This window comes from Aminobacterium thunnarium (assembly GCF_055390565.1).
Window position 1 is genome coordinate 1,868,535 of record NZ_AP042412.1, and the last position, 15,103, is coordinate 1,883,637.

Here is a 15,103-nt window from a genome sequence, read left to right on the forward strand (position 1 = left end):
GGTATAAATCCAAGGCAAACTTTTAACACACTAAAAAAGCTACTGGGAAGCTGAACTAATCAGCATTTCCAGTAGCTTAGTTTCTCTACGTCAACTTTTATAGGCTAGATATTTTTCTCTAACTGCCTGAAAAAGTTAAAACCAACTACATCTTTAAACTCCCCGAAAGGAACTACTAAATCATCTCTACCTTCAGCCAACTTTCCTCCTGCTATCGCTTCAAGATATGCTTGCATTCCTTTCATGGCGCCAAACAACGGCCCTACTGGAATACTTACACGCCCCACACCCATCTCTTTCAACGTTTCGATTGGGATAAGCGGCGTTTTACCTCCACTCACTGCATCAAACAAATTGACACTAATAGGAGCCTTTACCTCTTTTATTATTCGCAAAATATCTTCTTTCGATTGAGGCGCTTCGACAAATATCAAATCTGCCCCTGCATCCGCATAAGCATTAGCTCTGTTGATGGCATCATCTATGCCGGTAACTGCAATAGCATCTGTACGAGCATTGATCACGAAGTCAGAATCAAGTTCATTCCGAGCTTTCACGCAAGCTTTCAGCTTTATAACCATCTCTTCCATGGGAATAATTTGTTTTCCCTCCAAATGGCCACATCGTTTAGGGAAAAGTTGATCTTCAATGTTCATGCCGGCAGCACCGATCCGGATAAGTTCCTTTGTTACATGCATGGCATTAATACTGCTTCCAAATCCTGTGTCTGCATCGGCCATAACTGGAATCTCAACAGCGTTAACTATATTCCTCGTAAATTGCAACATCTCTCCAAAGGAAAGAAAAGCCATATCTGGCAACCCTAACCATGTTGCCGATAATCCAAAGCCACTCACCTGAAGAGCTTCAAACCCCGCTCTTTCAATAAGTTTTGCAGAAAGGGCATCGTGTGCTCCAGGGCAAACAAGGGCACGACGCTCAAGAATCATATGTTTAAGCTTCGTTGTTTTTTTCAACTCTTACCCCTCCATTAAAATTAAGGCGTTCTCTTTTAAGAATCAGTCTATTCCAGAAGAAAGCAACGCATACACCGACTATTCCAATCACAGAAAGCTTCACGTCAGGGAAAAGAAGTAATATTCCACTGACAAAAAAGAGCACTCGGCTGATCTTCGCCATAATGCTATTTCCAAAACCAAAGAACCCGTAAGCTATGGAAATTGCCCCGATAAACCCAGTTAAACCGTGACTCAAAATAGAGAGAGACGTTCCTCTTCCGACAAGAGAGGGGTTTAAAGCAAAGAAGTATGGCAATATAAAGGCAACAGCCCCGAGTTTTACGGCATTAAAACCTGTTTTTACCCAATTCCCCTTAGAAATACTTGATGCGGCAACTGCTGCTGTACATGTAGGCGGAGTTACGCCTCCAAGAATGGCCCAATAGATAAAGAAAAGGTGCGCTGCAACCTGATCAATGCCTATCTTCAAGAGAGGAGGAACGAGAATGGAAACAGAGAGAACGTAAGTGGGCACAACAGGGAGGGAGGTTCCTAGAAGAAAGGGCACGATAGTAGCGACAAGCAACGCTATAAAAAGATTAGACCCTCCATAATCAAGAATCAGTCCACTTATTTTAGGAGCAATTCCAGTTATTCCAATAAGATTCACAAGCATACTCACTGAAATAAGAATGGGAGCGATACGCGCAACGTCAGAACCTGCCTCACTGAGAGCTGACAGTATTTTTTGGGGCGTTTCTTTGATTTTTTTCTTTAAAGCATCGCTGATAATCAAAACAACAATAGATGAAATACAGGCATAAAATCCCGCTTTCAAAAGAGGTTGTCCTGTGGCGATGAGGTATAGAAGGAGTGCCGTCGGAATAAGCAATCCTGCCATTCGCTCAAAAGTCAGAATTTCTTTCCAACGTGGAATTTCATCCTCTGGAACCGAGGCCAGTCCTCTCCGTTTCGTCTGGAAATGTACGCCACTCAAAACACCTGTATAAAAAAGCAAACAGGGTAAAAGGGCGTAGCCGATAATATTCAAATACGAAATATTTAAGAACTCGGCCATCATAAAAGCCGTAATACTCATAATAGGAGGTGTAATTCCGCCTCCTGTAGAGGCAATAGCTTCAACGGCTCCGGCAAATTCTGGACGATATCCGAGTCGTTTCATTAGGGGAATGGTATAGCTGCCCGTTACCATAACATTAGCAACCGAACTTCCTGAAATACTGCCAAAGAGAGCACTTGAAATAACGGCTGCTTTCGCCGGGCCTCCAACGAAACGGCCAGTAAGAGCCAGCGCTAAATCAATGAATGTCTTTCCTCCTCCGGTAGCAGAAAGAAGAGAACCGAAGATAATAAACATTGCAATAAAGGTAGCAGACATGCCTGTTACACTACCAAACAAACCAAGGGGAGAATAATATATAGAATTCATGACAAACTCAAAGGATAAGCCTCGAATCTTCCATAAACCGCCTAAATAAGGAGCCACATAGATATAGCTAAACAGAAGGGCAACAAGTATGGGTATAGCAGCACCAACAGTGCGACGAGCCGCTTCAAGAACTATAACCATAAGAGCTGTTCCCAAAAGCAGATCAAGAGAAGTAGCCCCTCCGGGGTTCATATATACATCAAGCGCTTTCAAAACAATATTGACGCACGCAACAACAATAATAACGATAAGAAAGATATCCCAAACGTAGGAACGCTCGCTATCGTCACCCTTTTTTCGAAAGGGAAAGTTCAGCAATGCAATAGAAACACCTAACGCTACGTGAAGAGCCCGAACTTGAATATCAAGTAAATGTTGAAAATAGATAGGAACGATAAGTTGTGTTAAAGAAAAGACAATGCCGCTCCAAAATAAAATGCTGCCTATATGCTTCTTAAAGAAATTCTGTACGTTCACCCTCTCTCCCCCCTCTTCTTATGTTATATATCGAGGGTGCAGGAGGTGAAGGAATCTCCACCTCCACGCTTTATACGACCTATTTTTTATACTCAGGTGGAATAAAGTATTCAGGAACCTCTATCCCTTTTTCTTTCGCATAACGAATCAACCCTGGATGGGCTGGAATGAAAGCATCTTCTGATGCGAATTTAAAGTAATCTGCAACAGGATCCCATCCTTTTATGGGAGCGTAAGCGGCTGCGACCTCTTCGATTCCTTCCATATATGCCTTAATGAGGTTATATGCCACTTCTTCAGACATACGAGTACTGGCAACTGCTCCAGCTATGGGGCACTCTTCCCAGATCGGTCCGATATCTGGAAGTTGAGAAATTGTTCCTTTTTTAGTGGTCATGAAACTCATGCTTGGAATGTCTTCACGAATCTTTTTCACATCTTCTTCGGAGTAGCCAATAACAGCGAGAGGGGTAGATATATTCACTTCTATAAGAGAGGCATCCATCGAGTTAAGCCCGCTTGATTTCTGAAGCCCAACAATACGCCCTTCTTTAAGGGCATTCACAGCATCTCCGTAAGCCATGGGCATCAATTTGATGCCAGTTCCCAAAATATCGTTATATTGCATTACATACGAAGCTGAAGCTGAACCAGGAATGCCTGGGCAAAATCTTTTACCGGCAAGATCTGCGAAAGTTTTGATATTGGCATCTTTACGCACGTAAAGCCGATCGGCGAAAACATTTCTTAAAAAGAGCCAGCGCACATCTGTGTAGGGTTTTTCTCCCTTAAAAGTGCCTGTGCCTTCATAAAGCTGAAGTGTAGAAGGCAAATCGATACAAAGAGCAAAATCAAAAACACCGTCACGAACTTTCTTAAGGTTATCAATTCCAGCTCCGCTTTCAACAACAGTAACATTTAACCCCGCATCTGCCTTATTGATAACATTGGCAGCGGCCACACACCATGCATATACGCCAGAAGATGATGAGGTGCTGCCCATATTCAAACTGGTCTCCTGTGAATAACCTGCTCCTGCAATTCCTAAAGAAAAGATCACCAGCAGACATGTAACAAATAACCACTTTCTATGTTTCTGCATTGTGTTTCCCCCTTTTCTCTCTACAGAAGTATCTTCAGTTATTTCTACATTACGACTATTTTCGTTATGCGCGTCCCTCCTTTACCTGGGGCTTTTTAAATGTCTTGAATTTTTTCAAGTAGGGAGTTAACCCACCTTCGGAAAGAATCTGGATCATTACATCAGGAAGTGGCTCAATTGTGAGTATTTGATGTGTTGTGAGGTTATAAATTTTCTGGTTGGTTAAATCAATTTCCAACTGATCTCCATCGTGGATTTCATCAGTATTACAAATAAGTGCTGGAATTCCGAGATTGATAGCATTTCTAAAAAATATTCTGGCAAAAGATTTTGCCAAAACTGCCCCGACTTGGGCATATTTCAAAGCTACAGCAGCCTGTTCTCGCGAGGAACCGCATCCAAAATTGCGACCGGCAACAACACAATCGCCAGGCTTCACCTTCTGACTAAACCCCGGAGAAATGTCTTCAAAGAGATGACTAACCCAAACGGAATAATCAAGGGTTTTCGTATATTTACCGGCAATAATGTAATCTGTATTTATGTTATCGCCAAAAAGGTGTGCACGTCCCTCAATCATTACGCATCCCCCATTTCGAGAAATTCCCGGGGATCACTTATACATCCCCTCAAAGCAGATGCTGCGCATGTCATTGGTGAAGCAAGATAGATAGAGGCTTTATTGTTACCCATACGTCCCTTAAAATTCCGATTGGCTGTAGAAAGAACCTTTTCGCCATCCCCAGGAACCCCTAAATGTGTTCCTGGACAAGGTCCGCAGCCAGGTGGAATAATAGTAGCTCCCGCCTGAAGTAAAACTTCTATAATTCCTTCACGTATGGCCTCTCGCAAAACCTCACGAGATGCAGGACCAACAATGAGCCGACAGCTCGAACTAATATGTTTATCGCGCAAAATCGAAGCCGCAGCTCGCAAATCTTCAAGCCTGCCATTGGTGCATGTACCAATAAAAATCTGCTGGATCTCTGTTCCTTCAACTTTCTTTACGGGGCAAACATTATCCACAGCATGGGGAAGGGCTATCTGTGGTTCTAAAGCACTAATATTAATTGTTATAGTATCACGGTAGAGGGCATCTTTGTCGTCAAAAACAGGTAAAATTTCCATTTTTGACCGACCAGAAAGATATGCTTTTGTCTTATCATCACACTCCATCATGCCAGCCTTCGCCCCGCATTCGATAGCCATATTGCACATGGTTAAACGATCGCAGATCTCCATGTTTTCTATGGCTTCACCTGTAAAAGAAAGGGCCAGATAATCAGCCCCGTCAGATCTCAACTTGCCAATAGTAAAGAGCATTACATCCTTGGCACTTACTCCCTTTTGCATCTTTCCCTCATAAATGAGCTTCAGTGTTTCAGGAACTTTCAGCCAAAGCTGACCTGTAAGTAACACGCCACTCATATCAGTAGAACCGATACCAAAAGAAAGAGCATTCAAAGCTCCATAGGTACAGGTGTGAGAATCACACCCCACCACAATATCTGAAGGTCTCACAAGACCCTGTTCTGCAAGCAACTGATGACAAATTCCTTCTCCTGCTTCGAAAAGATGCGCTTTCTGCTCATGAGCAAAGTCGCGAATCATCGAATGAAGGCGACTCACCTGTTCATTAGGGCTGGGAACAGCATGATCGAGTACAAAAACCAAACGGGAAGCATCCCAAACACGAGGCTCTTCATACTGTCGAAAAGCTTGAATAGCCAAAGGAGCAGTGCTGTCATGGGCCATAGCCAAATCCACATTGACAACGGCAAAATCCCCAGCATATACATCCTGCCCGCAATGAGATGATATTATTTTCTCGACAATGGTCTTCCCGCGAGCCATTCTTATGCCTCTTTTCTCAAAAGGCTTGTGAGTGTCTGAATATTATCTAGTTCTTCAAGGTTAAGCACGCCTTCAACAATATTCTTGCGCCGTTCTTCGTCGGTAAATACTTTTCCCGCAAGAGAGTTGAATTTCCAAAGTAATTCATCTTTCGTGAACGGGTTTTTCGGATGTCCCTTTGGGTACTCTGTTTTCATGGCATATTTTTGACCGCTATTCAGTTCCACTTCCACATTTACTGTGTAACGAAGAGCTCGTGGAAGCTTTTCTATCTCTTCATCGGTGTATACTTCAACTTTTTTGGCAAAATCAAGAATTTCTTTATTACGAATTTTCTCTTCAGTAAACTGGTCTACAAAGGCATTTCCTTCAAGCATGGTTACAGCACATACATAGGGATGGCTCAATTGAGCTGCTACAACGCTGGTAATGGCGTCAGCATCAACTGAATATTTATGGGTAATCGAAGTTGTTCCCACTCTTATTTTCTTAATATCTTCAGGTTTAACTTCCGGATGTTCCTGTCTGAATCTGCGAAGGGTGTCGATGGTAGAATGCTTGCTGCGACACGTTGAATAGAACTTCAAACCTATGCCAAGCAACTCCCAACGATCTCCAAGCTCACCAGCCGTTCGTTCTATGTTATAGACATCATCGGTGAAACAATTATAGAAACCACCAAATTTATTCTCGAAAACATCTTCTATGCCGGTAAATCCTTCCTTGGCCAAAAGACAACCAACAATGGCCCCTTCAGAAGACTTCGACGGCACAATACGTTTTGCCATAGACGCAAATTGAACAGCCTGAAGACCGCTCGACCAGTTTCCCGTAATGCCCATAGCGTGAATTACCTGTTCTTTAGTCAGCCCCAACATTTTAGCTACTCCGGCAGCCGATCCGAATGGGCAACACGTACCGGTGTTATTAAATCCCTGATGTGCCAGCTCTGTACCGATAGGAGCCGCGACACGACAAGCAATTTCAAAAGCTAATACCGCGGCTGTCAGAAAATCTTTTCCAGATACAGTTCCAAGACTTTCTGCAAAAGCAGTAATACATCCCAAAACTCCCGTGGAAACGTGAATAATGCCATCTGTATGAGTATCATCAAGCTCAAAAGAATTGATGGCAGAACCGTTAAGCATCATAGCCGCCGTAGTGGATGTCTTTTGATTCGTTCCCCAAATTGTGGCCTCTTGTCTGTCTGTCATTTTCAAAAGTACATCTTTGTAGATTTTCATCCACGGTGTTGTTGAACCAAACAGACCACATCCATAAGAATCAAGCAAAATATTTTTTAGGTGGAACGTTACTTCTGGGGGAATATCTTCGTATTTGAGATCAAAAATGAACTGAGAAATACTTTCATTAATTCTATCTGCCATCTCGATTCTCCTCCTTATCCCTCATTCACTGAGAGCATAGACATAAGATTACGAAGAGTCTTCTTCGTCGGTTCTTCATTCATAATCCAATTCATTATTTCTTCTTGCTGTTTATCTTCGAGAAGCGTGTGGGTAACATCTTTAAATTTTTCTCGTATGTCATCATCTGACATGGGGTTTAGTGGGTCTCCTTTGGCATAATCTACAGTTGAAGAAAAGGTCTCTCCGCGCTTATCTGTTATTTCCACAATAGTTGTTCGTTTTTCAGGATAATGTTTCTGTATTTCAGCATCTTCTTCAATTGCGATCTTCGATACCAAAGCTCTGACTCGCTCGTCTTTAATACTCTCTTCCGTGTATTCCTGAAGACCGGCTTTTCCTCGAACGATCATTGATCCCATTCCATACTGCAAACTGAGCCGAGCATGAAGAACTGTCTGATAATCGGGAATATCAGACCCCTGTTTTGCATTCTGATGGGTTCGAACCCGTATAAAATCGATATCGTCGGCCGCAAAAGGATGTTCTTTCAAGATATTTTCAACAGCTTCAACAGCGTAGTGAACATATCGACACGAGCAGTAGGGCTTAAAGTATATTTTTAAGAACTCCCACCTTCCACCAAGGTCTTCATAAAGAATTTGTGGAACAAATGTATTGGAAAAACAGTGAGCAAAACCCAATCGCCCTTCAATAATTTCCCCTGGCCCCGTGAAACCATTTTCTGCAAGACGGGTTGCAAATATGCCGTTTCTCGCGGCATTCCCCGGATGAAGATGTTTCACATACGAGCCGTCAATCTCGTATTGATTAATACCCGATGCCAGGCTTCCAGCAATACCGAGAGCCGACGTAATGCCATCAGCATCTAATCCCGATAAACTGGCACTTACAATAGTCGTGCCGAAAGTTCCCACTGTCCCGGTAGGATGAAAACCCTTTAAATAGTGAGAGGGATTCACCGATGTACCAATACGCAATGAAACTTCATATCCTAAAGCAAGGGCAAGAAGCACATCGCCTAATGTATCTTCTCGCTCTTCTGCCAAGGCCAAAGCAGTGGGAATCATAGACGCTCCAGGATGATATGTTGCATATTTAGAACCATCATCAAGTTCTAAGGCATGGGCAGCCACTCCATTGGCAAGAGCAGCGTAAGCCCCTTCCACCTTTTGAGATGTTCCAATAACAGACGCTTTCCCTTGCGGAGCCATTTTCTTCACAAATTTTTGTATCGTCTTCGATGAATCAGCCATAGCCGAACCGGCAATAATGACACCAACAGTATCGAGAAGACATCGCCGTGCTTGATGAACAACCTCTTTAGGAAGATCTGAAAAAGTTGCGCCGGCAGCAAATTCGGCTAATTTCCTTGCATAAGGCTTGTTACTCATCCCATGGAACCTCTAATGAAAAGAGTGGCGCGTACTGCTGACACCCGTATACATCTGTCTCAGATGGCCCACCACTGGCTATTGAACGACGGAGATTGGCCTTTATACCCATTCCAGGATCAAAAAACATAAAATCAAGCACTTTATCTGTAGAAACATCGTAGACACGGGCGATAGCCTCCTGAGTTACTACGCCGCTTTTTTTCACTTTCTCGTAGACAGAACGGTCGTCAAAAATAATCTCAAGAGTAATCATGAAGCTCCCTGCATTTTTGCTTCGAACCGTTCTGGCCAGGTCACATATATTTTTTGTTTTCATGAGTGGAACCTCCCAAAATGATCAACAATTTCCCCATAGGAGACAGAGTCTATGGGCCTTTCCACACAAATCTGCCATAAGCCGCTTAAGAATTCTTCTGGATAATAGACATCCACCATACCCTTGAGTTTTTCCAGAAGATCACTGTCAGATACTGGATTTTCAGGTTCTCCCTTCGCTACGGGAATGTACTTTTCAAAAGAGCGCCCATCATGCAGATCTATCTTCATCCAGGCCCCTCGCTCTTCTGGATAAAGGCGATTCATAGCTTCATCTTCTTCAACACGTATTTTGAGTGACGCCTGCCGAAGAACCTCATTATGTAAAGATTCATTGTCGTAATCCTGTAAGGTTACGTGTCCTCGTTCAAGGGCCAAAGTTACGGAAAAGGGAAGGCTGAACATAGCCTCTTCAAAGGTCTCTGGAACAAAGATCTGACCGACTTCGACAATGCCTAAAGCATATGTCTTCACATGAATCGACTGAATATCGTTAAGGCTCAAACCTAATGTTTTTTTTGCCTCCTTCGCCAGGTCGATAGCTGCGTGACAATGCCGACAGGTAGGATATAACTTGGTATAGGTCTTCATAATTTCCCAACGAGTTCCCAGATCTCCCATGAGTGCATCTTCGGAAAACTCGTTATGACACATGGCTTTGAGCCATCCATGCTCTCCTTCAAAAAGAGATCGAGGCCCCTTTGCCCCACCTCTCACCAGATCTGCTGCTAAAACGCCGGCAAGGGCTGCCTTTCCTGGCTGAAGAGGTTTTACTTCAGGATGATCGTGAAGCATCTCTTGCAAACCTGCGCTTTGTAATCCCCCAAGAGATACGGCGTAAGCAAAGGATTCGGCATCAAGGTTATGAAGGCATGCACATGCAGCAGCGGCACCGAGAGCTCCGCATGTTCCCGTCGAGTGGAAGCCCCTTCTTAAGTGAGATGGGTTGATAGCTCGCGCAGCGCGAAGCATTACATCATACCCAACGACAATAGCTCTCAAAAGACGTGTAAAATCAGCTTTTTCCCTTTCTGCAACGGTCAACGCTGCCGGGATAATAGCCACTGCAGGATGGCTTGTTCCCCATCTATGCCCATCATCTAATTCGATTGAATGGCCTAAGGCACCAAGAGCCAATGCTCCATGAAGAGCCGGAACTTTCTTGCCGTAGCAAAGAATGGTTGCTTCCGGCTTTCCACCGAGAGCCAAAAGATATGTAGTGCAAATAGCGGGGAAAACTCCCGTTTTATACCCCGCTGCAACTTCGGCAAGAAAATCGATAAGTACACGACGGGCTTTCAGAAGCACATCTTCAGGAATAGCCGATGCGTTACTATCTGCGTAGAACCGGCTCAATTTTGAAAGATACGTGTTGTTTAGATCGAGGGGAACTTTCATTACGACTCCCCTACCATCTCGAAATGATATTTAAAAATGCCGCTATCAAGGGGATCTTTAAGACTCAATAAATGGTCGATAGTCCAGCGATAACACTTATTCTGTGGGTAGAGAGGTTCATCAGTGAGAAGGGCAACAGAACCGCCAGAAGAGTTCATTTGACCAGGATAGCTCATATAGAAAAAGCGGAATTTAGCACATTTCGCAACAGTGGTAGCTAATTCCAAATCATGCGAAATAACTTCAATAAAAATTCCCAGTTCGTGAGATTGTGTTTTCAAAATAGGTTCGTACTCTCTCATAACGGCATTGCGTCCATAAACATGGAAGAAGAGCTCATAATCTTTATCTCTGGAAGGGCCGATAATATGAGACACTTTTTTTCTCGTGTCTTCTATAATCGTGTCAATATGTTCAATGGCTCGGGGATCGCGGATTCCTACAAAGTGATAGACTCTGTGTCCGGCTTCGCCAGCCCCTTCTAGCTTTACTTTGTAACTTCTATCGGGAGAGGTAACAAATTTGCTTCCTGAAACCTTGGCAATACGATCTGTAACAGACTCATACACGCTTTCGTGCATATCGAGAATTCCACCAGGCAGCCCCTGAACAAAGGGATTGGTTCGCTCGTACATAGAATGAGCGGCCAAGCTATGGGGCGTAGCTCGCTGATTCGGGTGCATCGGTTCAATAGTAAAGTGATCTGGATGAACGGTGGCAATAATAGACTCTTTAACCATCTGAGGCCAACAAACAAGAGAGGCACATTCGGCGGCTTTCCCCATATGAAGACTGATTCCTCTATCAAATCCCCTAAATACGGGGTAGGCTGCTAATACAGCATCGTCACAAGCACGGCCAGCCATAATTACATCGGCACCTTGTTCCAGTGCATAAACAATCTGTTCCACACCCATACTGGCTGTAACATTTGTCGTTTGATCTATTACTTCTTTAGTTAGAGGAAAATCTGCTTCGAGAGGTTCTGTTTCTCCATTTTCAGCTCGTTTCAAGAGCTCATTTTTATCAACTTGAGAATAGATGAGGGCCATTTTAAAGGGTGCGAGATGATGTTCTTTGGCAATGTCACGAATAAGATCTGCGTAGAGATCTACTGTGCGATCTGTTCCGGTAGTGCTACATGAACCTACAATCATGGGAACCTTTTTCTTTCTCGATTCGACAAGCATAACTTCGAGATCGTGTCTTTCCCATTCAATTGGGTTATGAGGTTTGTTTGCACCTAAAAAAGTAGGACCTGCGTCGGCGGTTCCCGCATCGGCAGCAAAACAATCAATATGGTGCTTTACCCCTTCGTAGAAAGATTCTTCTTCAATAATGTTGTCACCCAAATTGCCGGTAGACACGAGAAGTGAACATTTTTCCACAACATTCCCTCCTCTTTTTTCGGAAGTTGACTTCCGTTTTGTCATAGGTTAATATAATCAATGTATTTTGTCAACATAAACTTTTTTCTATTTTCACTCAAAAAAACTAGCAAAAAGCAGCCCGAAAGACTAAAACACTTGCTTTTTTCTTTATAGATCATTAATATTCAGGATAGCAATTCGGACAACAATCTCCGAAAATACGCCAAGCAAAAAAGGAGTCTTTTTTATGTTTGCCGACGAAAAATATGCAGCGACAGTAATAGAAATACTTCGCATTCTTTATTTTTCTGAAGGATTACAATCGTCAGGACACATACGAAAACAGCTTGAAGAACGTGGCTATCACCTCGATTCAAGAACGATACGATATCACCTCTCGAATATGGAAACAGAAAACCTTATTACGAGGAAGGGAAACAGGGGGGCCCATCTTACAGAAAAAGGTATTAACGAAGCAAAAATGCTCTTCGTCTTTGATCGTATTGGCACATCCTCTTTTGAAACAGAAAAACTCTCTTCTTACTACTCTTACGATCTATTAAAAAACAAAGGAAGGATTGTGGTCAACTGCCTGCTTCTCGAAAAAGACAAGCTTGAAAAAGCCCTGAAGGAGTTAAAACAGGCTGTTGAAGTTAATATATGTGTTTCTCCATTGATTGGTATAGCTAAAGAGCCAGAAAAGCTTTGGAATTGCAATATCTCTAAAGATTATGTAGCACTTGTATGCGTTTCATCTCGAAACTATGATATCGCTCTTCAAAAAATGGGAATTTACGTAGAAACGTCAGCAACAGGGCTCTATCGCCTTGAAAACTTCACTGCATGTGGTTTTACTGAGATCATTTCTCATACTGGAACGACCTTAAGCCCTGGTGAAATTCTTATTCGGGGCAAATATACCTCTGTGAGCAAACTTGTAGAAACGGGGAATGGACTCGCTACTGCGGCCATTAAAATTTTTCCTTCATTTCTGTATAAAGAGTTGCAAAATGCTCTTAAAAAACTTACACCGTCAATATTCTCCGGTCTTATTTCGCACGGTGGCATTATTTCCCCTTCATACAGAATAAGCTCAAAAGACAGGAATAAAGGCTATATGATCATCTATGGAGGAGCCAACCTTTTTGCCCCCCTCATAGAGAAAGGAATCGCTACCAATCTCTCTATTGCCAGCAGTCTATTCGATGTAGAAAAAATGACCGATATACGAAATATGTAACAATTATTAAGGCAGGAAACCTCGCGTCTTACTTTTGAGGTCTCCTGCCTTTTTTCTCGTCTTTTGCAGCCTTCTTTAACTACTCTTGAACTACGCTTGCGCCATAAGAGCCGTGCCTTCTTCTAACGTAAACTCTTCCATAATATTCTGAGTTTCCTCGGCCTGAGACGACATTCTTTGAGCCTCTATGGCTAGCTGTTCTCCCGCACGAGCCGTATCTTCAAAGGCCTGGCTGATCTGACGTATTGTCTCTAACAATTCCTCAATACGTCGTGTAGACTCGTCGGTGTTTTTGCTTAAAGTTTGAGCCTCTGTTGCCTGCCCATAAGACAGCTCTACTATATTCTGCACCGCCTCATTAATCTGGGGCAACATATCACTCGTTTCCCCCACCTTTATCTGTGTATCTTTTATCCGCTGAGATGCCTCTTGAAGAATGCCTATCACCGCTTCTGCCGCTTCATTAGTCTTACCCGTATCGGTCACTATCACATCAGTAATAGAGCGAACCTGCTGAGCTGCCTCGGCCGACTCTTCTGCCAATTTTCTAACCTCCTCGGCAACGACAGCAAAACCTCGCCCCGCTTCTCCTGCTCGTGCCGCTTCAATAGCCGCATTTAACGCCAAAAGGTTCGTCTGGTCTGCAATTTTCGTAATAGTCTCTACGAAGATCTTTACCTTATCAATAGATCCCAACAATTGGCGAGAGGCTTCGCCGTTAACAGTTGCCTGATGCACAGCGTTATCTATATTCAACACAATAGAGGAGCTTAACTCTCGAACCTCTTCTGTAAGAGACTGCGCCTGCTCAGTCAGCGACGCTATCTGCTGAGTTTCTTTAGCCACATCTTGAGCGGTTTCTTCAGAAGAATGAACTACATTTGAAACGGAAGTGGCCGCTTGGAGAATAGAATTAATAGCTAGCTCTGCCTCGTCTACCGAAGCTTTTACTTCTTCCATGGAAGCCGATGTCTCTTCAGAAAGAGCACTAAGGGCCTGTGAACTGTCTAAAGTCTGCCGAGCCTGACGACGCCCTATACCCATAGCATCTCTCAATGAATCTATCATTTTATTTAACTCCGTAGCTATAACACTCATTTCATCGTTACCCTTCGCAAAGCAGCGAACAGCCAAATTTTTCTGGCCTAATTCTTTAACATCAGATGTAAGCATATCTACAGAACGGTTGATTCCAACAGAAATCCACCTTAAGACAATTAAAAGAAGCAAAAAGATACCACCGGCAATATAGAGCAACTGGCGAGTAATAGCACCAACTTGGGTTTTTATTGCCGATGTGGGAAAAGTAACGCCAAGAGAAAAACCGTGTCGGGTGGGAGCAAAGAAAGCATATTGTTCCACACCATCTTGCATAAATTTATCCATGCCGGATTCCCCTTTAATCATGCGGTTTGCAATACCTCGAAGAGACTCAGAAAACTGATGGTGAGTTGCCATGTTGGCCTTCATAACATCCTCTTCATGAGAACTTGCCATTACCAATCCATCTGGAGTCAAAAGGAAGCCTGATCCCTCTCCGCCAATTCTCAAACTAGCCACGAAATCACTTAAGGTAGTAATATCAATATCGCAACCGACAACACCAATCAATTTAGAGTCTTCATAAACGGGAATAGCAGCAGTTGTTACAACACCACCTGTAATAGAATCAATATATGGGCGTGTAAAAATCGCTTTATTCTGCTCTACAGCTTCTTTATACCACGGTCTTTCGCGGGGATCCCACCCTTCAGGAGGAACCCAGTCGCTTCCCACAACAAAACGGCCGTCGTCTTCCGTTCCCAAATAGACAGCCATTACCCCATCCTTCGCCATTTTCGTCGTCATTTTTTCTAAAGCAGGTTTCAAAATTGAATCAAGACGATAGGATTGTTCCGCCGTAGAGGCCGCCGCATCCATGAAGTTTTCGTATTTCTCGAAAAAAGCCCCTACAATCCGAGCATCTGCCGCAATTGTTTCCATACCAGATGCCTCTAAGTAACGGACAAAAAAACGTTCAGATCTTTGGTTCACAACAAACAGCGCCATGGAAAAGAGAATAAGGACACATACACTAACACCAAGCAACTTCTTTCGAATGGTCAAAACCCTTCCCCCTCCCCAAAAGGTTTGAATTTTGTAACTATTGTATA

General features: G+C 43.3%; 12 protein-coding genes. 1 reads left to right on the forward strand and 11 read right to left on the reverse strand.

Translation table 11 applies throughout. The features are described 5' to 3' along the window. Positions 1 to 104: 104 nt before the first annotated feature. The 10 genes from ACZ5GY_RS09245 to ACZ5GY_RS09290 all read right to left on the reverse strand — a co-directional run bounded on the left by ACZ5GY_RS09245 (position 105) and on the right by ACZ5GY_RS09290 (position 11,728). Complete coding sequence (locus tag ACZ5GY_RS09245) at positions 105 to 977, reverse strand: isocitrate lyase/PEP mutase family protein (RefSeq protein WP_464111774.1); 873 nt, start codon at positions 975 to 977, stop codon at positions 105 to 107. Beyond that, positions 955 to 2,886: a TRAP transporter permease gene (locus ACZ5GY_RS09250; RefSeq protein WP_464111775.1), complete on the reverse strand. Its 1,932-nt coding sequence runs from the start codon at positions 2,884 to 2,886 to the stop codon at positions 955 to 957. Before ACZ5GY_RS09250 ends, ACZ5GY_RS09245 begins: the two co-directional genes overlap by 23 nt. 79 nt (positions 2,887 to 2,965) lie before the next feature. Further along, entirely contained in the window at positions 2,966 to 3,988 is a 1,023-nt protein-coding gene (locus ACZ5GY_RS09255; protein WP_213701637.1) for a TAXI family TRAP transporter solute-binding subunit, read from the reverse strand. A 64-nt stretch (positions 3,989 to 4,052) separates the two neighbouring features. Then, positions 4,053 to 4,568, reverse strand: a complete 516-nt coding sequence (locus tag ACZ5GY_RS09260) for a 3-isopropylmalate dehydratase small subunit (RefSeq protein ID WP_213691205.1) — start codon at positions 4,566 to 4,568, stop codon at positions 4,053 to 4,055. Then, positions 4,568 to 5,842 (reverse strand): 3-isopropylmalate dehydratase large subunit, encoded by a 1,275-nt coding sequence (locus ACZ5GY_RS09265; protein ID WP_213691204.1) that lies wholly within the window; start codon positions 5,840 to 5,842, stop codon positions 4,568 to 4,570. The genes ACZ5GY_RS09260 and ACZ5GY_RS09265 overlap by 1 nt, the downstream gene beginning before the upstream one ends. Before the next feature lie 2 nt (positions 5,843 to 5,844). Further along, a complete protein-coding gene (locus tag ACZ5GY_RS09270; RefSeq protein WP_464111776.1) occupies positions 5,845 to 7,230 on the reverse strand; it encodes an MmgE/PrpD family protein in 1,386 nt (461 codons plus the stop codon). A 14-nt stretch (positions 7,231 to 7,244) separates the two neighbouring features. Next, on the reverse strand, positions 7,245 to 8,624 hold the full coding sequence (locus tag ACZ5GY_RS09275) for an MmgE/PrpD family protein (RefSeq protein ID WP_464111777.1): 1,380 nt from the start codon (positions 8,622 to 8,624) through the stop codon (positions 7,245 to 7,247). Then, positions 8,617 to 8,943, reverse strand: a complete 327-nt coding sequence (locus ACZ5GY_RS09280; RefSeq protein WP_213691201.1) for a DUF4387 domain-containing protein — start codon at positions 8,941 to 8,943, stop codon at positions 8,617 to 8,619. Before ACZ5GY_RS09280 ends, ACZ5GY_RS09275 begins: the two co-directional genes overlap by 8 nt. Beyond that, on the reverse strand, positions 8,940 to 10,340 hold the full coding sequence (locus ACZ5GY_RS09285; protein ID WP_464111778.1) for an MmgE/PrpD family protein: 1,401 nt from the start codon (positions 10,338 to 10,340) through the stop codon (positions 8,940 to 8,942). Before ACZ5GY_RS09285 ends, ACZ5GY_RS09280 begins: the two co-directional genes overlap by 4 nt. Continuing rightward, positions 10,340 to 11,728, reverse strand: a complete 1,389-nt coding sequence (locus tag ACZ5GY_RS09290) for an acyclic terpene utilization AtuA family protein (protein WP_213691199.1) — start codon at positions 11,726 to 11,728, stop codon at positions 10,340 to 10,342. The genes ACZ5GY_RS09285 and ACZ5GY_RS09290 overlap by 1 nt, the downstream gene beginning before the upstream one ends. A gap of 229 nt (positions 11,729 to 11,957) precedes the next feature. On the opposite strand from ACZ5GY_RS09290, the gene ACZ5GY_RS09295 reads away from it, so the two are divergent. Further along, on the forward strand, positions 11,958 to 12,950 hold the full coding sequence (locus ACZ5GY_RS09295; protein ID WP_213695616.1) for a DUF128 domain-containing protein: 993 nt from the start codon (positions 11,958 to 11,960) through the stop codon (positions 12,948 to 12,950). 90 nt (positions 12,951 to 13,040) lie between these two features. Here ACZ5GY_RS09295 and ACZ5GY_RS09300 read toward each other — a convergent pair whose 3' ends face one another. After that, positions 13,041 to 15,056: a methyl-accepting chemotaxis protein gene (locus ACZ5GY_RS09300; protein WP_323401960.1), complete on the reverse strand. Its 2,016-nt coding sequence runs from the start codon at positions 15,054 to 15,056 to the stop codon at positions 13,041 to 13,043. Positions 15,057 to 15,103: the final 47 nt, after the last annotated feature.